This is a genomic window from Pseudomonas borbori (assembly GCF_900115555.1).
In the GTDB taxonomy this organism is placed as follows: domain Bacteria; phylum Pseudomonadota; class Gammaproteobacteria; order Pseudomonadales; family Pseudomonadaceae; genus Aquipseudomonas; species Aquipseudomonas borbori.
In genome coordinates, this window is sequence record NZ_FOWX01000008.1 from 130,348 (window position 1) to 156,715 (window position 26,368).

Annotated in this window: 25 protein-coding genes and 1 pseudogene; 21 read left to right on the forward strand and 5 right to left on the reverse strand. The window is 62.0% G+C overall.

The window, feature by feature from the left end; all coding sequences use genetic code 11:
* Positions 1-19 precede the first annotated feature (19 nt).
* Entirely contained in the window at positions 20-280 is a 261-nt protein-coding gene (locus tag BM315_RS08165; RefSeq protein ID WP_090499678.1) for a YkgJ family cysteine cluster protein, read from the forward strand.
* 30 nt (positions 281-310) lie between these two features.
* Positions 311-964 carry an START domain-containing protein gene (locus BM315_RS08170; protein ID WP_090499680.1) on the forward strand — a complete coding sequence of 218 codons (654 nt, stop codon included), beginning with the start codon at positions 311-313 and terminating at the stop codon, positions 962-964.
* Positions 965-985: 21 nt separating this feature from the next.
* Here the strand turns inward: BM315_RS08170 and gltA are convergent, their stop codons facing one another.
* Positions 986-2,260 carry a citrate synthase gene (gltA, locus tag BM315_RS08175; protein WP_090499682.1) on the reverse strand — a complete coding sequence of 425 codons (1,275 nt, stop codon included), beginning with the start codon at positions 2,258-2,260 and terminating at the stop codon, positions 986-988.
* A gap of 373 nt (positions 2,261-2,633) precedes the next feature.
* On the opposite strand from gltA, the gene sdhC reads away from it, so the two are divergent.
* The 12 genes from sdhC to BM315_RS08235 all read left to right on the forward strand — a co-directional run bounded on the left by sdhC (position 2,634) and on the right by BM315_RS08235 (position 16,977).
* Positions 2,634-3,020 carry a succinate dehydrogenase, cytochrome b556 subunit gene (sdhC, locus tag BM315_RS08180; RefSeq protein ID WP_170862180.1) on the forward strand — a complete coding sequence of 129 codons (387 nt, stop codon included), beginning with the start codon at positions 2,634-2,636 and terminating at the stop codon, positions 3,018-3,020.
* Positions 3,014-3,382, forward strand: a complete 369-nt coding sequence (gene sdhD, locus BM315_RS08185; RefSeq protein WP_090499685.1) for a succinate dehydrogenase, hydrophobic membrane anchor protein — start codon at positions 3,014-3,016, stop codon at positions 3,380-3,382. Before sdhC ends, sdhD begins: the two co-directional genes overlap by 7 nt.
* Positions 3,383-3,385: 3 nt before the next feature.
* Positions 3,386-5,155 carry a succinate dehydrogenase flavoprotein subunit gene (gene sdhA / locus BM315_RS08190; protein WP_090499687.1) on the forward strand — a complete coding sequence of 590 codons (1,770 nt, stop codon included), beginning with the start codon at positions 3,386-3,388 and terminating at the stop codon, positions 5,153-5,155.
* Positions 5,156-5,166: 11 nt separating this feature from the next.
* Positions 5,167-5,874, forward strand: coding sequence for a succinate dehydrogenase iron-sulfur subunit (locus BM315_RS08195; RefSeq protein ID WP_090499689.1), 708 nt, complete (start codon positions 5,167-5,169; stop codon positions 5,872-5,874).
* A 246-nt stretch (positions 5,875-6,120) separates the two neighbouring features.
* Positions 6,121-8,952, forward strand: coding sequence for a 2-oxoglutarate dehydrogenase E1 component (locus BM315_RS08200; protein WP_090499691.1), 2,832 nt, complete (start codon positions 6,121-6,123; stop codon positions 8,950-8,952).
* A gap of 70 nt (positions 8,953-9,022) precedes the next feature.
* Positions 9,023-10,243: a 2-oxoglutarate dehydrogenase complex dihydrolipoyllysine-residue succinyltransferase gene (gene odhB, locus BM315_RS08205; RefSeq protein WP_090499693.1), complete on the forward strand. Its 1,221-nt coding sequence runs from the start codon at positions 9,023-9,025 to the stop codon at positions 10,241-10,243.
* Positions 10,244-10,310: 67 nt separating this feature from the next.
* Positions 10,311-11,747: a dihydrolipoyl dehydrogenase gene (gene lpdA, locus BM315_RS08210; protein ID WP_090499695.1), complete on the forward strand. Its 1,437-nt coding sequence runs from the start codon at positions 10,311-10,313 to the stop codon at positions 11,745-11,747.
* A gap of 213 nt (positions 11,748-11,960) precedes the next feature.
* Positions 11,961-13,127 carry an ADP-forming succinate--CoA ligase subunit beta gene (gene sucC, locus BM315_RS08215; RefSeq protein ID WP_090499697.1) on the forward strand — a complete coding sequence of 389 codons (1,167 nt, stop codon included), beginning with the start codon at positions 11,961-11,963 and terminating at the stop codon, positions 13,125-13,127.
* On the forward strand, positions 13,127-14,014 hold the full coding sequence (gene sucD, locus BM315_RS08220; RefSeq protein ID WP_090499699.1) for a succinate--CoA ligase subunit alpha: 888 nt from the start codon (positions 13,127-13,129) through the stop codon (positions 14,012-14,014). The genes sucC and sucD overlap by 1 nt, the downstream gene beginning before the upstream one ends.
* Before the next feature lie 414 nt (positions 14,015-14,428).
* The gene (brnQ, locus tag BM315_RS08225) at positions 14,429-15,742 is read left to right on the forward strand and encodes a branched-chain amino acid transport system II carrier protein (RefSeq protein WP_090499702.1); all 1,314 of its coding nucleotides are present in this window, start codon (positions 14,429-14,431) and stop codon (positions 15,740-15,742) included.
* A 114-nt stretch (positions 15,743-15,856) separates the two neighbouring features.
* Positions 15,857-16,591, forward strand: coding sequence for a DUF599 domain-containing protein (locus BM315_RS08230; protein ID WP_090499704.1), 735 nt, complete (start codon positions 15,857-15,859; stop codon positions 16,589-16,591).
* Positions 16,588-16,977, forward strand: coding sequence for an MAPEG family protein (locus tag BM315_RS08235; protein ID WP_090499706.1), 390 nt, complete (start codon positions 16,588-16,590; stop codon positions 16,975-16,977). The genes BM315_RS08230 and BM315_RS08235 overlap by 4 nt, the downstream gene beginning before the upstream one ends.
* Before the next feature lie 54 nt (positions 16,978-17,031).
* On the opposite strand, the gene BM315_RS08240 is transcribed toward BM315_RS08235, so the two are convergent.
* A complete protein-coding gene (locus tag BM315_RS08240; protein WP_090499708.1) occupies positions 17,032-17,322 on the reverse strand; it encodes a hypothetical protein in 291 nt (96 codons plus the stop codon).
* 191 nt (positions 17,323-17,513) lie between these two features.
* Between BM315_RS08240 and BM315_RS08245 the strand changes: the two genes are divergently transcribed.
* From BM315_RS08245 to BM315_RS08265, 5 genes and pseudogenes are all read left to right on the forward strand, one after another.
* Positions 17,514-17,990, forward strand: coding sequence for a PaaI family thioesterase (locus BM315_RS08245; RefSeq protein ID WP_090499710.1), 477 nt, complete (start codon positions 17,514-17,516; stop codon positions 17,988-17,990).
* Positions 17,987-18,423, forward strand: a pseudogene (locus BM315_RS08250) (PaaI family thioesterase). The gene BM315_RS08245 and the pseudogene BM315_RS08250 overlap by 4 nt, the downstream one beginning before the upstream one ends.
* A 51-nt stretch (positions 18,424-18,474) precedes the next feature.
* Entirely contained in the window at positions 18,475-19,719 is a 1,245-nt protein-coding gene (locus BM315_RS08255) for an MFS transporter (RefSeq protein WP_090499712.1), read from the forward strand.
* A 95-nt stretch (positions 19,720-19,814) separates the two neighbouring features.
* Positions 19,815-21,728, forward strand: a complete 1,914-nt coding sequence (gene htpG, locus BM315_RS08260) for a molecular chaperone HtpG (RefSeq protein ID WP_090499714.1) — start codon at positions 19,815-19,817, stop codon at positions 21,726-21,728.
* Positions 21,729-21,848: 120 nt separating this feature from the next.
* Complete coding sequence (locus BM315_RS08265) at positions 21,849-22,634, forward strand: dienelactone hydrolase family protein (protein ID WP_090499717.1); 786 nt, start codon at positions 21,849-21,851, stop codon at positions 22,632-22,634.
* A 146-nt stretch (positions 22,635-22,780) separates the two neighbouring features.
* On the opposite strand, the gene BM315_RS08270 is transcribed toward BM315_RS08265, so the two are convergent.
* Complete coding sequence (locus BM315_RS08270) at positions 22,781-23,641, reverse strand: pirin family protein (protein ID WP_090499719.1); 861 nt, start codon at positions 23,639-23,641, stop codon at positions 22,781-22,783.
* A complete protein-coding gene (locus BM315_RS08275) occupies positions 23,638-24,039 on the reverse strand; it encodes an OsmC family protein (RefSeq protein ID WP_090499721.1) in 402 nt (133 codons plus the stop codon). The genes BM315_RS08270 and BM315_RS08275 overlap by 4 nt, the downstream gene beginning before the upstream one ends.
* A gap of 177 nt (positions 24,040-24,216) precedes the next feature.
* Here BM315_RS08275 and BM315_RS08280 point away from each other — a divergent pair, with 177 nt between their 5' ends.
* Positions 24,217-25,239 (forward strand): amidohydrolase family protein, encoded by a 1,023-nt coding sequence (locus BM315_RS08280; RefSeq protein WP_090499723.1) that lies wholly within the window; start codon positions 24,217-24,219, stop codon positions 25,237-25,239.
* Between the two features lie 62 nt (positions 25,240-25,301).
* The gene (locus BM315_RS08285) at positions 25,302-25,769 is read left to right on the forward strand and encodes a DUF3859 domain-containing protein (RefSeq protein WP_090499725.1); all 468 of its coding nucleotides are present in this window, start codon (positions 25,302-25,304) and stop codon (positions 25,767-25,769) included.
* Between the two features lie 5 nt (positions 25,770-25,774).
* Here the strand turns inward: BM315_RS08285 and BM315_RS08290 are convergent, their stop codons facing one another.
* A complete protein-coding gene (locus BM315_RS08290; RefSeq protein WP_090499727.1) occupies positions 25,775-26,209 on the reverse strand; it encodes an OsmC family protein in 435 nt (144 codons plus the stop codon).
* Positions 26,210-26,368: the final 159 nt, after the last annotated feature.

Sequence of the window (26,368 nt, forward strand, 5' to 3'; positions counted from 1 at the left end):
ATCTCGAGGTTGTGCCGTCATGCAATGCCGTGCTGGATGTGGTGCCTGTTGTATTGCTCCTTCGATCAGCTCGCCGATTCCCGGTATGCCGCACGGCAAGGCGGCGGGCGAGCGCTGCATTCAGCTGTCCGCGGATAATTATTGCGGCCTGTTCGGCAAGCCGGAGCGACCGGCGGTGTGTTCGGCGTTTCTGCCGGAGCTGGATGTCTGCGGTTCGAGCGATGCGGAGGCGATCCGGCTGCTAGGCTGGCTGGAGCAGCAGACCTCCCTGGCGAGCTGAGGCGGCGGTCAAGGCGAGAGGCTGGCAATCATGAGGTCGTTGACGGGCATGCTTTTGTGCGCGGGTGTGCTTCTGGCGGTGGCCAACCCCTTGCCGGCCGAGACCTGGCGCCTGGTCAAGGATCAGGCGGGCATCCAGGTGTACCTGAGCGAGGTGCCGGGTTCGAGGTTTCAGGCCTACCGCGGCGTCGTCAGACTCAAGACGGATATGTCGACCTTGCTGGCGTTGCAGGAAGATGTCAGCGGATCCTGCGCCTGGATTCATGCGTGCCGAGAGCAGCGGTTGCTCAAGCATGAGGACGGGCAAAGCTGGATCTATAGCCGCTTCGCTATGCCGTGGCCGGTCAGGCCGCGCGATGCGGTGCTGAGGGTTGTCACCCGGCGAGGTGCCGATGGCAGCGTCACCCGTATATTCAGTGGCGTTGCCGATTATCTCCCGGAGCAGAAGGGCTGGGTGCGGGTGAGCAAGGTCGAAGGCCGTTGGGCGTTCATTCCGCAAGCGGCGGGTGAGGTCGAGGTGGTTTACCAAGTGCACAGCGAGCCGGGTGGCAGCGTACCGCCCTGGCTGGCCGCTAGTTTTGTGCTGGATGCGCCCTACAACACGCTCGAAGCGCTGCGCCGGCGAGTCATTCAGCCGGTGAATGACTCGGATGTAAAAAAGGCTGCCAGTGGCAGCCTTTTTTAGTGCATCGCCGAAGGCTGAAGCTTATTTCTTCAGGTCACGCTGCGGGTAGCCGGTGTACAGCTGGCGCGGACGACCAATCTTGTAAGGGCTGGAGAGCATTTCTTTCCAGTGCGAGATCCAGCCGACGGTCCGCGCCAGGGCGAAGATCACGGTGAACATGCTGGTCGGAATGCCGATCGCCTTGAGGATGATGCCCGAATAGAAGTCGACGTTCGGGTACAGCGAACGCTCGATGAAATACGGATCGGTCAGGGCGATCTCTTCCAGGCGCATGGCCAGTTCCAGCTGCGGATCGTCGGTGATGCCCAGTTCTTTCAGGACTTCGTCGCAGGTCTGCTTCATCACGGTGGCGCGCGGGTCGCGGTTCTTATAGACCCGGTGACCAAAGCCCATCAGCTTGAACGGGTCGTCCTTGTCCTTGGCCTTGGCGATAAAGGCGTCGATGTTCGATACGTCGCCGATCTCGTCCAGCATCGCCAGTACTGCTTCGTTGGCGCCACCGTGGGCCGGGCCCCAGAGTGCGGCGATGCCGGCGGCGATACAGGCGAACGGGTTGGCGCCCGACGAGCCGGCCAGACGGACGGTCGAAGTCGAGGCGTTCTGCTCATGGTCGGCGTGGAGGATGAAGATCTTGTCCATCGCCTTGGCCAGCACCGGGCTGATCGGTTTGATCTCGCACGGGGTGTTGAACATCATGTGCAGGAAGTTTTCCGCGTAATTCAGGTCGTTGCGCGGGTACATCATCGGCTGACCCATGGAGTACTTGTAGGTCATGGCGGCGAGGGTCGGCATCTTGGCGACCAGGCGCATGGCCGATACTTCGCGGTGATGCGGGTTCTTGATGTCCAGGGAGTCGTGATAGAAGGCGGAGAGCGCGCCCACCACGCCACACATGATGGCCATCGGGTGAGCGTCGCGGCGGAAGCCGTTGAAGAAGGTCTTCAGTTGCTCATGAACCATGGTGTGGTTCTTGATGGTACTGACGAACCTGGCCTTTTCTTCTGCAGTGGGCAGTTCGCCGTTGAGCAGCAGGTAACAGGTTTCCAGGTAGTCCGATTGTTCTGCGAGCTGCTCGATGGGGTAGCCGCGGTGCAGCAGAATGCCCTGATCGCCATCGATGTAGGTGATCTTCGACTCGCACGAGGCGGTGGACATGAAGCCCGGGTCGAAAGTGAAACGGCCTGTGGCGGTTAAGCTCCGCACGTCAATTACATCGGGACCAACGGTGCCGGTTAAAATGGGCAGCTCGACGGGGGCTGCGCCCTCGATGATCAACTGCGCTTTTTTGTCAGCCATGTGTGGCCTCCTAGTTATGCTTGAAATCATCTGACGGCCCCCCACGCAGGGCCCGCATCACTATAGTGAGATAAATTTGAAAGTCAATTTGGGAAAACCCAGGCGGCAGAAGGGTTTGCGGGCTGTTTTTTGCGAAAAATGGCGCTATTTACGCCATTTTTATTGGGTGCGCAATGAGCATTTAGGCGCAGGTCTTTGCGTTGCCATTAGCGACCTGCCGCGTTGTCATTAGCGACCTAACTGTCTATACTCTGCGCCCGACCGCCAAGGGCCTTGCGCCTTTAATTCTGGTGGTTGTCACTCCTTGGGTGATGGGTACCTGACCAGTGCACTTCCCGACAACTTTGCCCTGATAGTTGGGGCTCTCAGTGTGATAATAAAAGCCGTGAATAGCCAACGACCTGTAAACCTCGACCTTAGGACTATCAAACTCCCAGTCACCGCTTACACGTCCATTCTTCACCGTATCTCCGGTGTCATTCTCTTCGTCGGCATTGCCGTGCTGCTGTACGGGCTCGACAAGTCGCTGGCATCAGAGGAAGGCTTCGCCGCGGTGAAAGAATGTCTGACCAGTCCGCTGGCCAAGTTCGTGATCTGGGGATTGCTGTCCGCTCTGCTTTACCACTTGGTGGCCGGAGTTCGCCACTTGATCATGGACATGGGTATCGGTGAGACGCTGGAAGGCGGCAAGCTGGGCTCGAAACTCGTTCTCGTCGTTTCGGCGGTCGTGATCGTATTGGTGGGGGTGTGGATATGGTAACCAACGTCACGAATTTCTCGCGCTCGGGTCTGTATGACTGGATGGCGCAGCGTGTGTCGGCAGTCGTTCTCGCGGCTTATGTGGTGTTCCTGCTGGGTTATATAGTAGTCAACCCAAGCATGGGTTATGCCGAATGGCATGCTCTGTTCTCCAATAACGCAATGCGCATTTTCAGCCTGCTGACTCTGGTGGCGCTCAGCGCTCACGCCTGGGTCGGTATGTGGACGATTTCCACCGACTACCTGACGCCGATGGCGCTGGGTAAGTGGGCGACCGGTGTGCGTTTCCTGTTTCAGGCGGCGTGTGGCATTGCCATGTTCACGTTCTTCGTCTGGGGCGTGCAGATTCTTTGGGGTAACTGATTCATGACTATTCGTACTCTTTCTTATGACGCCATCATCGTTGGTGGTGGTGGCGCGGGTATGCGCGCTGCGCTGCAGTTGGCTCAAGGCGGCCACAAGACCGCAGTAGTCACCAAGGTCTTCCCGACCCGTTCGCACACCGTTTCCGCCCAGGGCGGCATCACCTGCGCCATCGCTTCGGCCGATCCAAACGACGATTGGCGCTGGCACATGTACGACACCGTCAAGGGCTCCGACTACATCGGTGACCAGGACGCTATCGAATATATGTGCTCCGTTGGTCCGGAAGCCGTGTTCGAGCTGGAGCACATGGGGCTGCCGTTCTCCCGCACCGAGCAGGGCCGCATCTATCAGCGTCCGTTCGGTGGCCAGTCCAAGGACTTCGGCAAGGGTGGCCAGGCCGCCCGTACCTGCGCTGCCGCCGACCGTACCGGTCACGCCCTGTTGCATACCCTGTACCAGGCCAACCTCAAGGCCGGCACCTCGTTCCTCAACGAGTGGTACGCGGTCGATCTGGTGAAGAACCAGGATGGCGCCATCGTCGGTGTGATCGCCATTTGCATCGAAAACGGCGAAACCGTGTACATCCGCTCCAAGGCCGTGGTTCTGGCCACCGGTGGGGCCGGTCGTATCTACGCCTCCACCACCAACGCCCTGATCAACACCGGTGATGGCGTGGGCATGGCCCTGCGTGCCGGCGTGCCGGTGCAGGACATCGAAATGTGGCAGTTCCACCCGACCGGTATCGCCGGCGCGGGCGTACTGGTCACCGAAGGTTGCCGCGGTGAAGGCGGTTACCTGATCAACGTCCATGGCGAGCGTTTCATGGAGCGCTATGCGCCCAACGCCAAAGACCTGGCCGGCCGCGACGTGGTTGCCCGTTCCATGGTCAAGGAAGTCATCGCCGGCAACGGTTGTGGCCCGGACAAGGACCACGTACTGCTGAAGCTCGATCACCTTGGCGAAGACGTGCTGCACAGTCGCCTGCCTGGCATCTGCGAGCTGTCGAAGACCTTCGCCCACGTCGATCCGGTCGTCGCGCCGGTTCCGGTGATCCCGACCTGCCATTACATGATGGGCGGCGTACCGACCAACATCCATGGTCAGGCCATTACCCAGGATGCCAACGGCAACGACAAGATCATCGACGGTCTATTCGCCGTAGGTGAAGTGGCCTGCGTATCGGTGCACGGTGCCAACCGTCTGGGTGGCAACTCGCTGCTCGACCTGGTGGTATTCGGTCGCGCCGCCGGCCTGCACCTGGAAAAAGCCCTGAAAGAAGGCGTGGAAGTCCGTGGCGCCAGCGCAACCGACATCGAACAGTCGCTCAAGCGTCTGTCCGGGGTCAACGAGCGCACCAGCGGTGAAGACGTCGCGCCGCTGCGTAAAGAACTGCAACAGTGCATGCAGAACTACTTCGGTGTATTCCGTACCGGCGAATACATGCAGAAGGGCATTGCCCAGTTGAGCGACCTGCGCGAGCGCATCGCCAGCGTCAAGATCGCGGACAAGAGCCAGGCGTTCAACACTGCGCGTATCGAGGCCCTGGAACTGCAAAACCTGCTCGAAGTGGCCGAAGCCACCGCGATCGCCGCCGAGGTTCGCAAGGAATCCCGTGGCGCGCATGCCCGCGAAGACTTCGAAGACCGTGATGACGAGAACTGGCTGTGCCATTCCCTGTACTTCCCGGGTGAAAAGCGCGTGGCCAAACGTGCCGTCAACTTCTCGCCGAAGACAGTTCCGACGTTTGAACCCATGGTTCGGACTTATTAAGGGTGGCTGATATGTTGCAAGTCAGTGTTTATCGTTACAACCCGGAGCAGGACTCTGCGCCGTTCATGCAGGACTTCCAGGTCGACACCGGTGGCAAGGACATCATGGTTCTCGATGTGCTGGCGCTGATCAAGGAGCAGGACGAGGGTTTCTCCTACCGTCGCTCCTGTCGCGAAGGCGTCTGCGGTTCCGATGGCATGAATATCAACGGCAGGAATGGCCTGGCCTGCATCACGCCGATTTCGGCGGCGGGCCTCAAGGGCGGCAAGCTGGTAATTCGTCCTTTGCCGGGTTTGCCGGTGATTCGTGACCTGGCTGTCGATATGAGCATCTTCTACAAGCAATACGAGAAGGTGCAGCCGTACCTGCAGAACGATTCGCCGGCTCCGGCCATCGAACGCCTGCAAACCCCGGAAGAGCGCGAGAAGCTGGATGGCCTCTACGAGTGCATCCTGTGCGCCTGCTGTTCGACCAGTTGCCCTTCGTTCTGGTGGAATCCGGACAAGTTCCTCGGTCCCGCTGCGTTGCTGCAGGCCTATCGTTTCCTGGCCGACAGCCGCGACACCAAGACCGAAGAGCGCCTGGCTGCATTGGACGACCCGTTTAGCGTGTTCCGTTGCCGCGGCATCATGAACTGCGTGAATGTTTGCCCCAAGGGTCTCAATCCGACCAAGGCAATCGGCCACGTACGCAACATGCTGTTGCAGAGCGGTATCTGATTCAAGGCTTTACCTGTGACACCTGCGGCGCCTGGTTTGAAGCCAGCGTCGCAGTATAGCCAGAGCCGCAGCTCACAAAGCCGTGGCTCTAACTTTGAAAAATATGACGACCAGCAGGGGCATCCGGGCTGGTGCCCGGACTATCTGCGGGATCCGTGGTGGCTTTACCGAAGTCGCTGCTTCAAGACTTCGGAAGCCTGAACGGTTTCTTCGCCGGTGGTGTCCCCTTACCGAGGGTGACCAAGCATGCAAGAAAGCGTGATGCAGCGCATGTGGAACAGTGCCCACCTATCCGGTGGTAACGCTGCCTATGTGGAAGAGCTCTATGAGCTTTACCTGCACGATCCCAACGCTGTGCCCGAAGAGTGGCGCACCTACTTTCAGAAGTTGCCTGCAGATGGCAACGCTGCTACTGATGTATCGCATTCCACGGTTCGCGATCACTTCGTGTTGCTGGCGAAAAACCAGCGCCGCGCCCAGCCGGTATCCGCCGGCAGCGTAAGCAGCGAGCACGAAAAGAAGCAGGTTGAAGTCCTGCGCATGATCCAGGCATTTCGCATGCGTGGCCATCAGGCCGCCCAGCTCGATCCGCTGGGTCTGTGGCAACGGCATGCACCGGCTGATCTGTCGATCAATCACTACGGCCTGACCAATGCCGACTTGGACACCACCTTCCGTACCGGTGGTCTGTTCATCGGTAAGGAAGAGGCGACCCTGCGCGAAATTCATGATGCCTTGCAGCAGACCTATTGCCGCACCATCGGCGCCGAATTCACCCACATCGTCGATTCCGAGCAGCGCAACTGGTTTGCCCAGCGCCTGGAAAGCGTGCGTGGGCGGCCGAATGTTTCCGCCGAAGTGCAGAGCCATCTGCTCGAGCGTCTGACTGCCGCCGAGGGTCTGGAAAAATACCTGGGCACCAAGTACCCGGGCACCAAGCGCTTCGGTCTGGAAGGCGGTGAGAGCCTGATTCCGCTGCTCGATGAAATGATCCAGCGCGCCGGCTCCTACGGTACCAAGGAAGTCGTCATCGGTATGGCCCACCGCGGCCGCCTCAACGTGCTGGTCAACACCTTCGGCAAGAACCCGCGTGATCTGTTCGACGAGTTCGAAGGCAAGAAAACCGAAGGTCTGTCCTCCGGCGACGTCAAGTACCACCAGGGTTTCTCCTCCAACGTCATGACTGCCGGTGGCGAAGTGCACCTGGCCATGGCGTTCAACCCTTCGCACCTGGAGATCGTTTCGCCGGTTGTCGAGGGCTCGGTGCGGGCACGCCAGGATCGCCGCGGCGACAGTACCGGCGACAAGGTGCTGCCGGTTTCCTTGCACGGTGACGCGGCGTTTGCCGGTCAGGGTGTGGTGATGGAAACCTTCCAGATGTCGCAGACCCGTGGTTTCAAGACGGGCGGCACCATCCACGTGGTGATCAACAACCAGGTTGGTTTCACCATCAGTAACCCGGAAGATTCGCGCTCCACCGAGTACTGCACCGACGTGGCGAAGATGATCCAGGCGCCGATCCTGCACGTCAACGGCGATGACCCGGAAGCGGTGCTGTTCGTCACCCAGCTGGCCGTCGACTACCGCATGCAATACAAGCGCGACGTGGTGATCGACCTGGTTTGTTACCGTCGCCGCGGTCACAACGAGGCCGATGAGCCGAGCGGCACCCAGCCGATGATGTACCAGCAGATCAGCAAGCAGCGCACCACCCGTGAGCTGTATGCCGATGCGCTGACCGCTGCCGTGCGCCACTCTGCCGATGATGTGCAGAGCAAGATCGACGACTACCGCACCGCCCTGGACAATGGTCAGCATGTGGTCAAGAGCCTGGTCAAGGAGCCGAACAAGGAATTGTTCGTCGACTGGCGCCCGTACCTGGGCCATACCTGGACCGCGCGTCACGACACCCGTTTCGAACTCAAGACCCTGCAGGATCTGTCCGCCAAGCTGCTGGAAATCCCGGAAGGCTTCGTCGTTCAGCGCCAGGTCGCGAAGATTCTCGAAGACCGTCAGAAGATGGGCGCCGGTGCGCTGCCGATCAACTGGGGCTACGCCGAAACCATGGCCTACGCCACCCTGCTGTTCGAGGGCCATCCGATCCGCATGACCGGCCAGGACATCGGTCGTGGCACCTTCTCGCACCGTCACGCGGTGCTGCACAACCAGAAGGAGCCCGGCTCGCACGTACCGCTCAAGCACCTGTACAGCGGCCAGCCGCGTTTCGACCTGTACGACTCGCTGCTGTCGGAAGAGGCGGCATTGGCGTTCGAGTACGGCTACGCCACCACCAAGCCGGATGCCCTGGTGATCTGGGAAGCCCAGTTCGGCGACTTCGCCAACGGTGCCCAGGTGGTGATCGATCAGTTCATCACCAGCGGCGAACACAAGTGGGGCCGTCTGTGTGGTCTGACCATGTTGTTGCCGCATGGCTATGAAGGGCAGGGCCCGGAGCACTCCTCCGCGCGCCTCGAGCGCTTCCTGCAACTGAGCGCCGAGCACAACATCCAGGTGTGTGTGCCGACTACCCCGGCGCAGGTCTACCACATGTTGCGCCGCCAGGTGATACGCCCACTGCGCAAGCCGCTTATCGCTCTGACTCCGAAGTCGTTGCTGCGCCACAAGTTGGCCATCTCGACCCTGGAAGATCTGGCCGAAGGCTCGTTCCACACCGTGATTGCGGAGATCGATGCGATTGATCCGAAGAAGGTCGAGCGCATGATCCTGTGCAGCGGCAAGGTCTACTATGACCTGCTGGAGAAGCGTCGTGCCGAGGCTCGCGAAGATATCGCCATCGTGCGTATCGAGCAGCTTTATCCATTCCCGGAAGAGGATCTGGCCGAAGTCCTGGCCGCGTACAAGCACCTCAAGCACATCGTCTGGTGTCAGGAAGAGCCGATGAACCAGGGTGCCTGGTATTGCAGTCAGCACCATATGCGTCGCGTCGCCACCGCGTACAAGAAGGGCCTGTTCCTCGAGTACGCCGGCCGCGAAGGCTCTGCTGCCCCGGCCTGTGGTTACGCGTCGATGCACGCCGAACAGCAGGAAAAACTGCTGCAAGACGCCTTCACCGTTTAACGCCCTTGCGCAAGAGGCGGCCTGCTGAGGCCGCCTCGTAGAACAAACCGAATTTAAGGAACCACACAGAATGGCTATCGAGATCAAAGCCCCTACTTTCCCGGAATCGATTGCCGACGGCACCGTGGCCACCTGGCACAAGAAGCCGGGCGATGCGATCAAGCGCGACGAGCTGATCGTCGATATCGAAACCGATAAAGTAGTGATCGAAGTGCTGGCCGAGGCCGACGGTGTCCTCGCGCAAATCATCAAGAACGAAGGCGATACCGTCCTCAGCAACGAACTGCTGGGCACCTTGACCGAAGGTGCTGCCGCTGCTGCACCTGCCGCCGCTCAGGCTGCCGCGCCTGCCGCTGCTGCCCCGGCCGTTGCCGCCGGCGACGACCAGATCCTCTCGCCGGCCGCGCGCAAGCTGGCCGAAGAGAATGGCATCGACCCGAACAGCATTGCCGGCACCGGCAAGGGTGGCCGGGTGACCAAGGAAGACGTGGTCGCCGCCGCCGCCGCGAAGAAAAATGCCCCGGCCGCTGCACCTGCAGCCAAGCCTGCCGCCCCGGCCGTTGCCGCGCCTGTATTGGCCGCCGGCGACCGCGTCGAGAAGCGCGTCCCCATGACCCGCTTGCGCGCCAAGGTGGCCGAGCGTCTGGTCGAAGCCCAATCGAACATGGCGATGCTGACCACCTTCAACGAAGTCGACATGACCGAAGTCATGGCGCTGCGTTCGAAGTACAAGGATCTGTTCGAGAAGTCCCACAACGGCGTGCGCCTGGGCTTCATGTCGTTCTTCGTCAAGGCCGCCACCGAAGCGCTGAAGCGTTTCCCGGCAGTCAACGCCTCGATCGACGGCACCGACATCGTCTACCACGGCTACTCCGACATCGGTGTTGCCGTATCGAGCGATCGTGGTCTGGTGGTACCGGTGCTGCGCAATGCCGAGCTGATGAGCCTAGCTGAAATCGAAAGCGGCATCGCCACCTTCGGCAAGAAGGCCAAAGACGGCAAGCTGTCGATCGAGGACATGAGCGGTGGCACCTTCACCATCACCAACGGCGGCACCTTCGGTTCCATGATGTCGACCCCGATCGTCAACCCGCCGCAAGCCGCTATCCTCGGGATGCACAACATCCTGCAGCGCCCGATGGCGATCAACGGCCAGGTGGTTATCCGCCCGATGATGTACCTGGCGTTGTCCTACGACCACCGCCTGATCGATGGTAAGGAAGCCGTGACCTTCCTGGTGACCATCAAGAACCTGCTGGAAGACCCGGCACGTCTGTTGCTGGATATCTAAAAAGCCAGTTTCTCCCACGGCGGCCCTGTAACCAGGGCCGTCCGGTTTATTCGAGAAGGAATACGTTATGACCCAGAAATTCGACGTGGTAGTCATCGGTGCCGGCCCTGGCGGCTATGTGGCCGCCATCAAGGCTGCTCAACTCGGTCTGAAGACCGCCTGCATCGAGAAGTACCAGGACAAAGAGGGCAAGATCGCCCTCGGCGGTACCTGCCTGAACGTCGGTTGCATTCCGTCCAAGGCTCTGCTGGACAGCTCCTGGAAGTTTCACGAAGCCAAAGCCGGCTTTGCCATCCATGGTATCGAGGCCAAGGGCGTCAGCATCGACGTGCCGGCGATGGTTGCGCGCAAGAGCAACATCGTCAAAAACCTCACCGGCGGTGTCAGCACGTTGTTCAAGGCCAACGGCGTGACCCTGCTGGAAGGCCACGGCAAGTTGCTGGCCGGCAAGCAAGTGGAAGTCACCGCGCTGGACGGCACCACTCAGGTGGTTCAGGCCGAGCACGTGATTATTGCTTCCGGTTCCAAGCCAGTGGACATTCCGCCGGCTCCGGTCGACCAGGATGTGATCGTCGACTCCACCGGCGCCCTGGAATTCCAGAGCGTGCCCAAGTCCCTGGGTGTGATCGGTGCCGGTGTGATCGGTCTGGAACTGGGTTCGGTGTGGGCCCGCCTGGGCGCCGACGTCACCGTGATCGAGGCGCTGGACAAGTTTCTCCCGGCTGCCGACGAGCAGATCGCCAAGGAAGCCCTGAAGACCCTGACCAAGCAAGGTCTGAAGATTCGCCTGGGGGCGCGGGTAACCGGCTCCGAAGTGAAGAAGAAGCAGGTCACCGTCAACTTCACCGATGCCGAAGGCGAGCAGCAGCTGACCTTCGACAAACTGATCGTGGCGGTCGGCCGTCGTCCGGTGACCACCGATCTGTTGGCCACCGATAGCGGTGTCGATCTGGACGAGCGCGGCTTCATCTATGTCAATGACCAGTGCGCCACCAGCGTACCGGGCGTTTACGCCATTGGTGACGTGGTTCGCGGCGCCATGCTGGCGCACAAGGCCTCGGAAGAAGGCGTGATGGTTGCCGAGCGCATCGCCGGGCACAAGGCCCAGATGAACTACGACCTGATCCCATCGGTCATCTATACCCATCCGGAAATCGCCTGGGTCGGCAAGACCGAGCAGCAGTTGAAGGGCGAGGGCGTTGCCGTCAACGTCGGTACCTTCCCGTTCGCCGCCAGTGGCCGGGCCATGGCTGCCAATGATACCGGCGGCATGGTCAAGGTCATTGCCGACGCCACCACCGACCGCGTATTGGGCGTTCACGTGATCGGCCCGAGCGCCGCCGAGCTGGTCCAGCAGGGTGCCATCGGCATGGAATTCGGTACCAGCGCCGAGGACCTGGGCATGATGGTCTTCTCTCACCCGACCCTGTCCGAAGCGCTGCACGAAGCGGCCCTGGCCGTGAATGGCCATGCCATCCACGTCGTCAATCGTAAGAAGCGCTGACAAGAAGCGTTAAGTAGTCGTTTGTGGGTCGCTACGCCGGATGCTGTTCAGCGGTACTGGCGACCTTGCAAGAAGAACCACGGCGGACTGCCCGCACGGAGCCTGGCTCAAGTGCGGAATGCCGCCGGACTGCTCGCAGAAGCAGTCACAGGTGGTGCGGCATCACAAGTGCAGCACCGAATGCGCAATACCTAACGAAGACGGTAGACAAGCATGAATCTCCACGAGTATCAGGGTAAGCAGCTGTTCGCTGAATACGGCCTGCCCGTATCCAAGGGTTTCGCCGTAAGCACTCCGGAAGAAGCAGCAGAAGCCTGCGATAAAATCGGCGGCACCGAGTGGGTCGTCAAGGCTCAGGTGCATGCCGGTGGCCGCGGTAAAGCGGGCGGCGTCAAGCTGGTCAAGAGCAAGGAAGACGCCAAGGCGTTCGCCGCCAACTGGCTGGGCAAGCGTCTGGTGACCTACCAGACCGACGCCAGCGGCCAGCCGGTCAACCAGATCCTGGTTGAGTCCTGCACCGACATCGCCAAGGAGTTGTACCTGGGCGCGGTAGTCGATCGCTCCAGCCGTCGTATCGTGTTCATGGCGTCCACCGAAGGTGGCGTGGACATCGAGAAGATCGCTCACGATACCCCTGAGAAAATTCTCAAGGCCACCATCGATCCGCTGGTCGGCGCGCAGCCGTTCCAGGGCCGCGAGCTGGCTTTCCAGCTGGGTCTGGAAGGCGATCAGGTCAAGCAGTTCACCCACATCTTCGTTGGTCTGGCCAAGCTGTTCCAGGACTACGACCTGGCCCTGCTGGAAGTTAACCCGCTGGTGATCAAGGCCGATGGCAACCTGCACTGCCTCGACGCCAAGATCAACATCGACAGCAACGCCCTGTACCGTCAGCCGAAGCTGCGTGCCATGCACGATCCGTCCCAGGACGATCCGCGCGAAGCGCACGCGGCCAAGTTCGAACTGAACTACGTGGCCCTGGAAGGCAACATCGGTTGCATGGTCAACGGTGCCGGCCTGGCCATGGGCACCATGGACATCGTCAACCTGCACGGCGGCCAGCCAGCCAACTTCCTCGACGTAGGTGGCGGCGCGACCAAAGAGCGGGTTACCGAAGCGTTCAAGATCATCCTCTCCGACGACAACGTCAAAGCCGTTCTGGTGAACATCTTCGGCGGCATCGTGCGTTGCGACATGATTGCCGAAGGCATCATCGGCGCAGTCAAGGAAGTCGGCGTGAAGATCCCGGTCGTGGTTCGTCTGGAAGGCAACAACGCCGACCTGGGCGCTAAAGTACTGGCTGAAAGTGGCTTGAACATCATCGCGGCAACCAGCCTGACCGACGCTGCTCAGCAAGTCGTCAAAGCTGCGGAGGGCAAGTAATGAGCGTCCTGATCAATAAAGACACCAAAGTAATCTGCCAGGGCTTCACCGGCTCGCAAGGCACTTTCCACTCCGAACAAGCCATCGCCTACGGCACCCAGATGGTTGGCGGCGTGACCCCGGGCAAGGGTGGCAGCACGCACCTGAACCTGCCGGTGTTCAACACCGTGAAAGAAGCCGTAGCCGCGACTGGCGCCACCGCCAGCGTGATCTACGTTCCGGCTCCTTTCTGCAAGGACTCGATTCTGGAAGCGGCTTTCGGCGGCATCAAGCTGATCGTCTGCATCACCGAAGGCATCGCCACCATCGACATGCTTGAAGCCAAGGTCAAGTGCGACGAGCTGGGCGTGGTCCTGATCGGCCCTAACTGCCCAGGCGTGATCACTCCGGGCGAGTGCAAGATCGGCATCATGCCGGGTCACATCCACCTGCCGGGCAAAGTAGGCATCGTGTCGCGTTCCGGCACCCTGACTTACGAAGCTGTCAAGCAGACCACTGACGCCGGTTTCGGTCAGTCGACTTGCGTTGGCATCGGCGGCGACCCGATCCCGGGCTCCAACTTCATCGACATCCTCAAGCTGTTCCAGGAAGACCCGAAGACCGAAGCGATCGTGATGATCGGTGAGATCGGCGGTTCGGCTGAAGAAGAAGCGGCTGCCTACATCAAGGCCAACGTGACCAAGCCGGTGGTGTCCTACATCGCTGGTGTTACTGCCCCTGCGGGCAAGCGCATGGGCCACGCCGGCGCCATCATCTCCGGCGGCAAGGGCACTGCGGACGAGAAGTTCGCTGCGCTGCAGGACGCCGGTGTGAAAACCGTGCGTTCCCTGGCCGACATCGGCAAGGCCCTGGCCGAGCTGACCGGTTGGGAAGTCAAAAACGCCTAAGCGTTGCTGACTGCACAAGAAGAGGCCACCTTCGGGTGGCCTTTTTCGTTGGTGCGCCACGGCCTACGTCCAGGCTGCGACCTTGTGGGAGCGGCCTTGGCCGCGATTGCGAGCGCAGAGCCGGCAGGGTTTTCGCGGCTAATGCCGTTCCTGCGGACGCATGCCAATGGAGTTGCTGTCGCCATGCTGCAACTGTTGTTTATGCGACAGCTTGTTACGCCAGCTCGACAGTCCGACCTGCGCCAGTGCCACGCAAATGGCAAATTCGTTAGGCTAGCAACTATATCGTGCCTTGGCCGCCACAAGCGGGTCGCGGTGCAGTGGTGGCCCTGCCCAACCGGCAGGGTGACGTTTCCCCCTATCCTTCGGGAAACCCTCGGAACCCTTATTTTTCGGCCTGTGGTATTGCCCTCTATGACTCGTTTGAAAAGCTCGGACCTCCTGGCCCTCGGCTTCATGACCTTTGCCCTGTTCCTCGGTGCCGGCAACATCATCTTTCCGCCCAGCGCCGGCCTGGCGGCGGGCGAAAACCTGCTCCCGGCGGCGCTGGGCTTCCTGCTCACCGGGGTCGGCTTGCCGCTGCTCACCATCGTCGCCCTGGCCCGTGTCGGCGGCGGCATGGCCCTGCTCACCGCGCCGCTGGGCAAGCGTGCCGGGGTGCTCTTGGCGGTGGCGGTGTACCTGGCCATCGGCCCGCTGTTCGCCACGCCGCGTACTGCGGTGGTGTCTTTCGAGATGGCGGTGGCGCCGTTCACCGGCAATTCGGGCGTGCCACTGTTGATCTACACCCTGGCGTATTTCGCCGCGGTGCTGTTCCTGTCGCTCAATCCGGGGCAACTGGTCGATCGCATCGGTAAATTCATCGCGCCGGTGCTCCTGGCGGCTCTCCTGGTGCTGGGGGGCGCTGCATTGCTGATGCCTGCCGGCGAAATTGGCCAGGTTACCGCGGACTATCAGGCCGCGCCCTTCGTCCAGGGCTTCCTGCAAGGTTACCTGACCATGGATACCCTTGGCGCGCTGGTGTTCGGCATCGTGATTGCCACGGCCATCCGCGACCGGGGAGTGACCGATGGCGCGCTGATCACCCGCTATTCGGTGATTGCCGGGCTGATTGCGGCCGTTGGGCTGTCGCTGGTCTACCTGGCCTTGTTCTATCTCGGCGCGACCAGCCAGGGCATTGCCGGCGAAGCGCAGAATGGCGTGCAAGTCCTCACCGCCTATGTCCAGTACAGCTTCGGCACCGCCGGCAGCCTGCTGTTGGCGGTGGTCATCACCCTGGCTTGTCTGACTACCGCTGTGGGTCTGCTGACGGCCTGTGGCGAGTTTTTCAGCGGCCTGCTGCCGCTGTCCTACCGGGTGGTGGTGCTGGTGTTCGGCTTGTTCAGCCTGCTGGTGGCCAATCAGGGCTTGACCCAGTTGATCAGCATTTCGGTACCGGTGCTGGTGGGGCTCTATCCGCTGGCTATCGTGCTGGTTGCATTGAGTCTGCTGGACAACCTGTGGCTGTCGCCGCGGCGGGTGTTCGTCCCGGTGATGACGGTGGCCCTGGTCTTCGGTCTGATCGATGGTTTCGCCGCCGCGGGCTTCAGCCAGTGGTTGCCGGCATTGTTCGGCGAGTTGCCGCTGGCTGGGCAGAGCCTCGGTTGGCTGCTGCCGGTGCTGCTGACCTTGCTTCTGGCGGCGCTGCTGGACCGGGCATTGGGCAGGCAGCGTGCGGTAATGGCCTGATCCTTGCTGCTCCTTGCGAGTCAACCCAAAGGCTGTCTGCAACAGGCGGCCTTTTTGTTGGCCAGTGCTGCGCCGCTGCTGGCTATAATCGGCGCTGGCTAACAAGGAGCCCCTATGCCGTTCGATGACTATTACCTGGCGCATCTGCTGGCTGTTTGCTGGTTCGTGATCTGCTGGGTCGGTTACAGCCGCTACGCGCTGTTCAAGGGGCGCGCCACGCCCTGCCTGGCCAGCGTCCTGCATCTCTACCGCGAGGACTGGATGCGCCGCATGTTGCTGCGTGACAACCGCATCGCCGACGCCAGCGTGATCGGCAACCTGGAGCGTAATGCCTCGTTTTTCGCCTCCAGTACCCTGATCATTCTCGCCGGCATCCTCACTGTACTGGGCGCCTCCGATCGTGCGGTGTCGTTGCTGGCCGACTTGCCCTTCGTGCAGGCAGCCAGCCGCGAGATGTCGGAGGTCAAGCTGCTGAGTCTGGGGGTGGTCTTCGTGTATGCCTTCTTTACCTTCAGTTGGTGCATGCGCCAATACAATTTTGCCGCCGTGCTGGTTGGTTCGGCGCCGATGCTGGGCGAGCGGCACGTCACCGAACAGGAGCGCAAGGCCTTTGCCGAGCGCGCCGCACGGGTGATCTCGATGGCGGCCAACCAGTTCAACTACGGCTTGCGTGCCTATTATTTCGGTATGGCCGCCTTGTCATGGTTTATCAATCCCTGGTTCTTCATCGCAGTGACCACCGGCGTGGTGCTGGTACTCTACCGGCGCGAGTTTCATTCCGATGTACTGGAGGTGATGGTCTATACCCAGACCGTAATGGCCGATCCGGCCAAGGAGAAACGCGAATGAGTTTGCCGTTTTGGTGCATTTTTATCAGCGCGCTGTTGATCTTTCTGGCCAAAGCGCCGGTGGCCAGGGCCATGCAGCAGGAGAGTGGCACCTATGACAATCATCATCCGCGCAGTCAGCAAGCCCGGCTGACTGGTTTCGGAGCACGGGCCTTGGCCGCCCATCTGAACAGCTTCGAGGCCTTCCCGCTGTTTGCCGTGGGCGTGCTGATGGCCCATGTCACGCAGACCCATGGCGTGCTGGTGGGTGTGCTGGCGGTGACCTTCGTGGTCGCGCGGGTGCTCTATCTGCTGTTCTATTGGGCCGATTTGCACTGGCAGCGCAGCCTGGTCTGGGGAGTTGGCTTTCTGTGCAGCTTGCTGCTGATGCTGAGCCCAGCCTTGTAAGGCTGCCGAAACGACAAGGCCCGCATGCTGCGGGCCTTGTTTGTAGCGGGGCTGTTACTCGCCGTCGATGCTGTCTTTGACTTCCTCACCAGCCTCTTTGATGGCCTCAGCGGTGTCATCCGCCGCATCTTGGATTTTTTCGCCGGTGGTCGGTTCGGTGCCCATCACTTCATCGGCTTTTTGTTCGATGGCATCAGCGGTATCTTCGGCCGCGTCACCCAGCGATTCAGCTGCTTGCGAAACGGACTCCTTGGCCGACTCCATTTTGTCTTCCGGGGTTTTTTCGCAGGCTGCCAGGGCTAGAACAGCAGCGAGCAGCAGGGTATAGGCATATGGTTTTTGCACGGTTAGTACTCCTTGTGGATATTTAGGGTGGCTGAGTCGCCCCAGGCATGGCCCATTCGAGCGCAACCCGTCCGACGAAGTTCCCGACGAATTGCTCGCGAGTGTTCCATTGCACCGCTGCGGCAATGTGCCGTGCCCCGGTGAGGCTCTATCATGCGCGCCCTTTGTGCCATTGTGGTGGGCCTGAGTCGATGAGCAATACCCTTATTTTCGAACGGGCGCAGCGTTTTTTGGCGGCCTTGCGTCATTGCCAGGTGCTCGGTCTCCAGGTGCATGACGCCAGCCCTCTCGGTTTGACCCTGCGCTTGCCCTATAGCCCGCAGATAGTGGGGGACCCGGAGTCCGGGGTGATTCACGGGGGCGCGATAACCACCCTGATGGATACCGCCTGTGGCATTTCAACCGTCTGCGCGCTGGCCGAGTTCGAGGTTTGCCCAACCCTCGACCTGCGCATCGACCATATGCATCCGGCCGAACCTAACAGGGATGTGTTCGGTTTCGCCGAATGCTACCGGGTCACGCCGAATATCATCTTCGCCCGCGGTTATGCCTATCAGGACGACCCGGCGCAGCCGATCGCCCATGTGGTTGGCACTTTCATGCGCATGGGCATAGGCGTAGCGGGCGACAAACAACTCAAGCGCGATATTCAAGGGGCTGACGCATGAGCGACTTGAACCTCAATCAGTTGGTGCGTCAGGCCCATGAGCGTAACGATTACGACCCGCTGATCAGCCTGATGCCCTATGCCAGGCTTCTCGGCCTCGAATGTTTGCGTCTGGGCGACGATGCGGTGTTCCGCTTGCCGGCCAACCAGGACAACATCGGCAACCCGCTCCTGCCGGCGCTGCACGGCGGGGTGATCGCCGGCTTCATGGAGCATGCCGCCATGCTCCATTTGTTGATGTTCATGGGTATCCCACATTTGCCGAAAATCATCGACTTCTCGATAGATTACCTGCGCGCCGGTCATTATCGTGACACCTATGCCCAGTGTCAGGTGTGGCGACAAGGCAGGCGCGTCGCCAACGTGGCGATCAAACCAAGCAAACCGAGCCTATCGCCACGGCACGGGCGCACTTCAAGGTCGACGAGCCTTGAGTCTGCCGTTGTGCCCCGATCCGCCCGGTATATCGACATTAAGGAATGTGAATGGATGCGTTGCTGATCCTCGGTGGTTTGCTGCTGATTCTGGCCGGCCTGGTCTGGCTGGTGATGCGCGCTTTCGGTACGGGTCTGCTGTGGGGCTGGGCGAGTCTGCTGCCGCCGTTGACCCTGCTGTATGTATTGCGTCACTGGCGTAGCGCACGCCAGGCGCTGGCCCTCAGCGCCCTGGGTTTTATCCCGTTGGTCGTCGGCCTGACCCTGCTGGCCAGTCAGGATTCGCAGCGCCTGCATGCGCTGCTCAGCTTGCAGTGGCTCCAGCCCGAGGTGCAGGCGCTGGCTGAGCTGGCCATCGAGTTGCACGGCGAGTTGCATGGCCAGCCTTTTGCGCCGCAGCAGGGCGAGTTGCTCGGTACTGTGCTCAGCCTGCGCGAAGGCCAGGATTTTTTTGCCCGCCGCGAGCTGGTCATCCGCCTGCCACAGCCCGTGACCGGCGCCTTGCGCCTCGATGTGTTGCCAGGCGACCAAGGCCCACTGCCGGAAATCGAAGTGATCTGGCTGCTGCCGGAGCAGGAGTTGCCCGAGGCGCGCCGACTGAGCCACGGCTACACCCTGCACCTGAACCTGCAGCCCGTGCCGCCGAACAAGCTGGCGGGCGATTTTCATCTGGTGCTGCCTGCACGGTTCAAGACCACCCTGAGCGGCAGAGTCGAGCTGTTCAGCGATGGCTTGCGCTATCGCGACGGCAAGGTCGACCGGCATGTCGACTCGGCCGATACCCTGGCCTACGTCATCGAGGACTACCTGCAGCGGCGTTTCGCCACTCGCGCGGTGCAGCTGGGCAACCTGCCGGCGCTGCCACTGCCGGCTGACAGCCTCGAGCTGAGCGTCGATGCGCGGGTCGACGGGCAAGCACAGCGTCTGCCCATTCGCCTGAACAAGAGCGCGTCCCGCGGCTGGGCGGTTGAGGCCGATCGCTTTGCGCCATTAGCGGAACCGTCAGCCCCCCAGGTGGAGGCAGCGCCAGTCGAGGCGGCGAGCAGCCAGTCTGTCAGTCGTCCACTGGATAGGCGCTTGCGTTTCAGCCTCGAAGGCCTGCTGCGCAGCCCAAGCCGCTACGAGAATCTGGCCATGCGCGTATCGACTGCTCGCGGCAGCATGGCCGAGGGGCGTTTTCAGGGGATCGACCAGCAAGGCCGCATCGTCCTGCGCCAGCGCCTGAGCGGTTCGGGCGCGGCCAGCTATGCCTGGCACCCCGAGGAAATCGGCAAGATCGAGCTGCTGGAACCCTGAGAGCCTGGCCAACTACTTGAAATCCCGAAGCTTGCCCCCATCTGCATGACACCCGCCGGATTCCGGCTCAGTCACCAATGTGGAGTTAGACGACCATGAGTGTGGAAACTCAAAAAGAAACCCTGGGCTTCCAGACCGAGGTGAAGCAGCTGCTGAACCTGATGATCCATTCGCTGTATTCCAACAAGGAAATTTTCCTTCGCGAATTGATCTCCAACGCCTCGGATGCCACCGACAAACTGCGTTTCGAGGCGTTGGCCAAGCCCGAGCTGCTGGAAGGCGGCGCCGCGCTGAAGATTCGCATCAGTTTCGACAAGGAAGCCAAGACCGTCACCCTCGAGGACAACGGCATCGGCATGAGCCGCGAGGACGCGATCACCCACCTCGGCACCATCGCCAAGTCGGGCACCGCCGACTTCCTCCAGCATCTGTCCGGCGACCAGAAGAAGGACTCGCACCTGATCGGTCAGTTCGGCGTGGGCTTCTATTCGGCCTTTATCGTCGCCGACAAGGTCGACGTGTTCAGCCGTCGCGCCGGTCTGGCGGCCAGTGAAGGCGTGCATTGGGCGTCGAAAGGCGAGGGCGAGTTCGAGATCGCCACCGTCGACAAGGCCGAGCGCGGTACCCGGATCGTCCTGCACCTGAAGAAGGGCGAGGAAGAGTTCGCCGACGGCTGGCGCCTGCGCAACATCATCAAGAAATATTCCGACCATATCGCCCTGCCGATCGAACTGCCGAAGGAGCAGCACGGTGAAGACAAGCCGGCCCCCTCCGAAACTGAAACCGAGTGGGAAACCGTCAACCGCGCCAGCGCCCTGTGGACCCGCCCGCGTGCCGAGGTCAAGGACGAGGAATACCAGGAGTTCTACAAGCACGTCGCCCATGACTTCGACAACCCGCTGACCTGGAGCCACAACAAGGTCGAGGGCAAGCTGGAATACACCTCGCTGCTGTATGTGCCGGGCCGGGCGCCGTTCGACCTGTACCAGCGCGATGCCTCCAAGGGTCTCAAACTGTATGTGCAGCGCGTGTTCATCATGGACCAGGCCGACGAGTTCCTGCCGTTGTACCTGCGCTTCATCAAGGGCGTGGTCGACTCCAACGACCTGTCGCTGAACATCTCCCGCGAGATCCTGCAGAAGGATCCGGTGATCGACTCGATGAAGTCGGCGCTGACCAAGCGCGTACTGGACATGCTGGAAAAACTGGCGAAGAACGATCCCGAGCAGTACCAGGCGTTCTGGAAGAACTTCGGCCAGGTCCTCAAGGAAGGTCCGGCGGAAGATTTCGCCAACAAGGAGAAGATCGCCGGCCTGCTGCGTTTCGCCTCCACCACCAGCAGCGACGCGGGCGAGCAGAGCGTGGCCCTGGCCGACTACATCGGGCGGATGAAGGAAGGCCAGGACAAGATCTACTACCTCTCCGGCGAGTCCTACGCCCAGGTGAAGAACAGCCCGCACCTGGAAGTGTTTCGCAAGAAAGGCATCGAAGTGCTGCTGCTCACCGACCGCATCGACGAGTGGCTGATGAGCTACCTGACCGAATTCGACGGCAAACACTTCGTCGATGTCGCCCGTGGCGACCTGGACCTGGGCAAGCTGGACTCGGAAGAAGACAAGCAGGCCCAGGAAGAAGTGGCCAAGGCCAAGGAAGGCCTGGCCGAGCGCCTGAAAGCCGCGCTGGGCGAGCAGGTGGCGCAGGTGCGGGTCTCCCACCGCCTGACCGATTCGCCGGCGATCCTCGCCATCGGCGAGCAGGACCTGGGTTTGCAGATGCGCCAGATCCTCGAGGCCAGCGGACAGAAGGTGCCGGAATCCAAGCCGATCTTCGAGTTCAACCCGAGCCACCCGCTGATCGAGAAGCTGGATGCCGAGCCGGACGAAGAGCGCTTCGCCGACCTCAGTCACATCCTCTTTGACCAAGCCGCGCTGGCGGCCGGCGACAGCCTGAAAGACCCGGCGGCCTACGTGCAGCGTCTGAACAAGCTGCTGGTCGAGCTCTCGGTCTGATACCTGCAGTGCCCTGATACCTGTAGTAATGAAAAAAGCCCGCATCAGCGGGCTTTTTTCATTGTTGCGCCCGCCCAGGCGCTACTGTTTCAGGGGTACCCACTGAACAGGAGCGGTTCGATGAACAAATCATTTTTGCCCTTGGCGCTGGCGGGGCTGGTCGGTGTCGCCGAGGCCGCGGTGGTGGTCAAGCCGGTACCTTACGAGATCGACGGTGAAGCCTTCGAAGGCATGCTGATCTATGACGATGCGGTGGCCAGCCCGCGGCCCGGGTTGCTCATGGTGCCGGACTGGCTGGGGGTGACCGAGAGCTCGGCGAAGCAGGCCGAACTGGTCGCGGGCGACAAGTACGTGGTGTTCATGGCCGACATGTACGGCAAGGCCGTGCGTCCGGCCAACGCCGAGGAGGCGGGGGCCGCAGCCGGCGCGGTACGCGGCGACCGGGCCCTGATGCGCAAGCGCGCCCAGGCCGCGGTCGAAGTGCTCAAGGCGCAGGCCGCGCAAGTCGCTCTGGATAGCAGCAAGCTGGGCGCCATCGGCTTCTGTTTCGGCGGCGGTTCGGTGCTGGAACTGGCCCGTTCGGGCGCCGATCTGCAAGGTTTCGTGTCCTTCCATGGCAATCTGGATACGCCCAACCCGGCCGATGCGCAGAACATCAAGGCGCCGGTGCTGGTGCTGCATGGCGCCGACGATCCATCGGTGCCGCCGAAGCAGGTCGAGGGCTTCATGGCCGAGATGAAGGCGGCGAACACCGATTGGCAACTGGTCAGCTATGGCGGCGCGGTGCATTCTTTCACCAATCCGCAGGCCAGTACCCCGGGGCGCAACCAGTATCACCCACAGGTGGCGGCACGGGCCTTCAAGGCCATGAACGCGTTGTTCGACGAGGTGTTCGCCGCGCCCTGAGTCGCAGGGGGCGCGCATCGCGCCTGCTGTCCGTAGAGCCTATGTTTACTGACGTAGGAGCGGGCCATGCCCGCGATGCTTTTGGCGCGTGCGCTATCGCGGCCATGGGCCGCTCCTACAAAATGCCCAGGAACCCTAGCCTGTATTCAACGCGGCAGTTCGATGCGCGCGGTTTCTCCCGGCACCTGGGGCCAGTCGTGATTTTTCCAGCGCTCGCGGGCCTTTGCGATCAGCGCCGGGTCGCTGGCGACGAAGTTCCAGTCGATCCGCCGCGGCCCCAGGGATTGGCCGCCGATCAGCACCAGGTGGCTTGCGCCGCAGGCGCTGAGGGTGAATGACTCGCCCTCGGGCAGTACCGCCAGGCCACGTAGCGGCAGCGCCTGATCGTTCAGCAACACCTCGCCATCGATCAGGTACAGCGCCCGCTCGGGGTGCTCGGCGGCAATCGCCAGGCTGGCGCCGGCGGCCAGCTTGAGCTCGGCATACAGGGTCGGCGAACGCACCGGCACCGGCGACTGCAGGCAGAAACCCTGGCCGGCGATCAGGCGGATCTGCACGCCCATGGCCTCGCTGCTCGGCAGGCTGTCGGCGATATAGTGGCTGTAGCTCGGCTCGCCCCGTTCCTCCGTCTCGGACAGGGCCAGCCAGACCTGCAGACCGTGCAGGTGCGAGCCGCGCTGGCGCAGTGCCGCCGGCGTACGCTCGACATGTGCCACGCCATGTCCGGCGGTCATCCAGCTGACTTCGCCGGGGCCGACCAGTTGATCCGAGCCGAGGCTGTCCTTGTGCTGCAACTGGCCCGCGAACAGGTAGGTGAGGGTGGACAGGCCGATATGCGGGTGCTGGTCGATGTTCAGGCCGTGGCCGGGCGGGTAGTCGTGCTCGAGGATGTGGTCGAAGAACACGAAAGGGCCGACGCTGCGGCATTGCGCCGAAGGCAGCGGGCGCAGGATCGGCTGGCCGGCGATCTTCTCCGGGCGCGGCTGGATCAGCAGCACGCCGTTCATGGCGCGACCCCGTCGAGGCGGGTGGCGACCCGCACCTCGCTGCTGGTCATCAGCTTGTGCACCGGGCATTTGTCGGCGATGCGCAGCAGTTGCTGGCGCTGGGCGTCATCCAGCGCGCCGTGCAGGGTCAATTCCACTGCCAGGCGGTAGATGCCTTGGCGCTCCTCGCTGTCGTCGCGGCTGACGCGGACGTCCATGCCCTCCAGCGGCAGCCCCTTGTGCCGGGCGTACAGCGCCACGGTCAGGGCCTTGCAGGCGCCCAGGGCGGCGTCGAACAGGTCGTGGGGCTCGGCTGCCGCGCCCGTACCGCCAAGCTCGACCGGGACATCGCTGTGCAGGGTGTGCGGGCCGATGCTGATGCGCTGAAGCAAACCTCGTTCATTGCTGATGCTGATCATGACGGCGGTGTCTCCCAAGGCCGAATGCGGGCAATCGAAGTAGTCAGACTAGCCGATGCACCGCGCTATGGACCAGCGCGCATCCTGACGGTAGCCGCAGGGCTGGCCTGCGCGCTTGTCGCTGAACTAGCAGAGCGCCTGCACGGTCTAGTGCCCATACAGCAAGAGGACACGGATTTGCATGCATTGCGTCTGAGTTGCGCCCTTTTCATCGGCCTGGCCACTTGTGCTGTCCAGGCTCGCGAGTATGTCTACAGCGATGCCCATCTGCACTATGTCGATTTTTTCCAGGAAAGCGCCGGTATGGGCAAGCTGCTCAAGCGCATGGCCGAGGCCAATGTCGAGCATGTGATGCTCTCGGGTATCCCGGTGGCGAAGAAGTGGGACGAGAACGAACCCAAGCGCCCGCGCTACTACGCCGGCGATGACGCCAACGCTTATTGGTACAGCGCCACCGATGGGCTGATCGCGCATGCCTACAAGCAGCTGCCGGCCGAGCAGCGCAAGCGCTTTCACCCCTTCCTCTCCGGCTTCAATCCCAACGACAAGAACGCCGATGCGCATATCCGCCGCACGCTCGAAATGGATCCCGGCCTGTGGCAGGGCATCGGCGAAATATTCACCCGCCACGACGACCTGACCGCGCTGATCCATGGGGACGCGCCGCGAGCCGATAACGAGGCGCTGGCGCGGGTCTACCACCTGGCCGCCGAATACGACTTGCCGGTGATGCTGCATTCCAACATCACCTCCAAGCGCGAGCGCAACCCGCTGTATTTGGCGGAAATGGAGGCACCGCTGCGCAATCATCCGCATGTGCGCTTCATCTGGGCGCATGCCGGCACCAGCCTGGAAATACACCGACATCAGGACAAGCTGGATTTCCTCCTGGCGACCCTCGAGCGCTTGCTCGAAGCCTACCCGAACCTGTATATCGATCTGTCCTGGAGCATGCTCAGGCCCTATCTGCTGGATCGGCAGGGCAAGCCCGACGCGGATTGGCTGCAGCTGGTCAGGCGCTATCCGGAGCGGTTCATGCTCGGCTCCGACGTGGTGGGCCGCTTCGACAGCATGAACGAGTACATGCGCGGCTTCGAGTCGTTCCTCGATGCCTTGCCGGCCGAGGTGGCGCACAAGGTCGCGCGGGACAACTTCCTTTCCATACTGCCGCGCAAGGTGCGCGAAGATCTCCAGCAGTAGGCTGTCATTCGCCTGTCACAAGGGTGTCATAGGCTCGCGCCATCCCAGACAAGGAGCGCGACATGCAATACAACACCCGTTTCCGTGCGCTGGCCGCACTCATGCTGACGGCCGGCCTGGCACAGGCCGAGGTGCGGGTCGAAGGGCCGGTGGAATACGGCCTCTTCGCCAGCCAGTATCAGGACTTCAAGCCGGGCGAGCGGGTGCTGACCCGCAGCAATCAGCAGATCGAGCGCAGCGAGGTGATCCCGGCCAAGCTCGGCAGCAAGTTCGGCATGCGCTATACGCTGACGGGCAAAACCGCCGGCGCTGCGCCGCTGACCCTGCTCTACCTGACGCCCGGCGTCACGACTCCGGACGGCAAGCGCCACGACAAGTTCGTGGTGGTGCAGGAGCTGGTGCCGGATGCCCCCCAGGACGTCATGGCCTTCGAGTTCAGCGAAGCCCATGAAGTCGTGCCGGGCGAGTGGCATTTCCTGGTGTTCCAGGATGACCGCAAGCTGGCCGAGCAGCGCTTTCAGGTGCGCTGATACGCTCAGGCCAGGCGGCTGTGCAGCCGGGTGCCGTTGAGCAGGTTGTCGGCCAGCGGGCAGCGCCGCTCGATTTCGTCGAGCAGCGCCTGCTTCCGTTCGCGGTCGAGGTCGGCGTCGATCTCCACCTTGACCCGCAGCGCCTGGAACCCGGGGCGCACGTCATCGCGCCGGCCGAGCAGGCCGTCGGGATCGTAGTCGGCCTCGATCTCGAAGCGCATGCCGCGCAGCTCGATCTTCTGCTGATGGGCGATGTAGCGGCCCAGGGTGCCGAAGCAGCCGGCGACCGCCGCCAGGACGATATCCAGCGGGGTGGGGCCCAGACCCTGGCCGCCGGCATGGGTGGGCTGGTCCATGACCACGCGATGATCGCCGCATTGCACTTCGATGCTCATGCCGGCACGCATTTGCCCATGGGCGCTGATGGTTTTGCTCGTCATGCCTGATTCCTCATCGTGCTGCATTTGCGTTGCCAGCAGCGTAGAACGGTCCGCGGCCGAGGCGTTGATCCTGGTCAAGCAAGTCGCAATGCCCGTTCGGCCAATACCCGGACGTGCCGCGCGTCTGGCTGACTATGCTGTGATGAGCGGCGCGGTGAA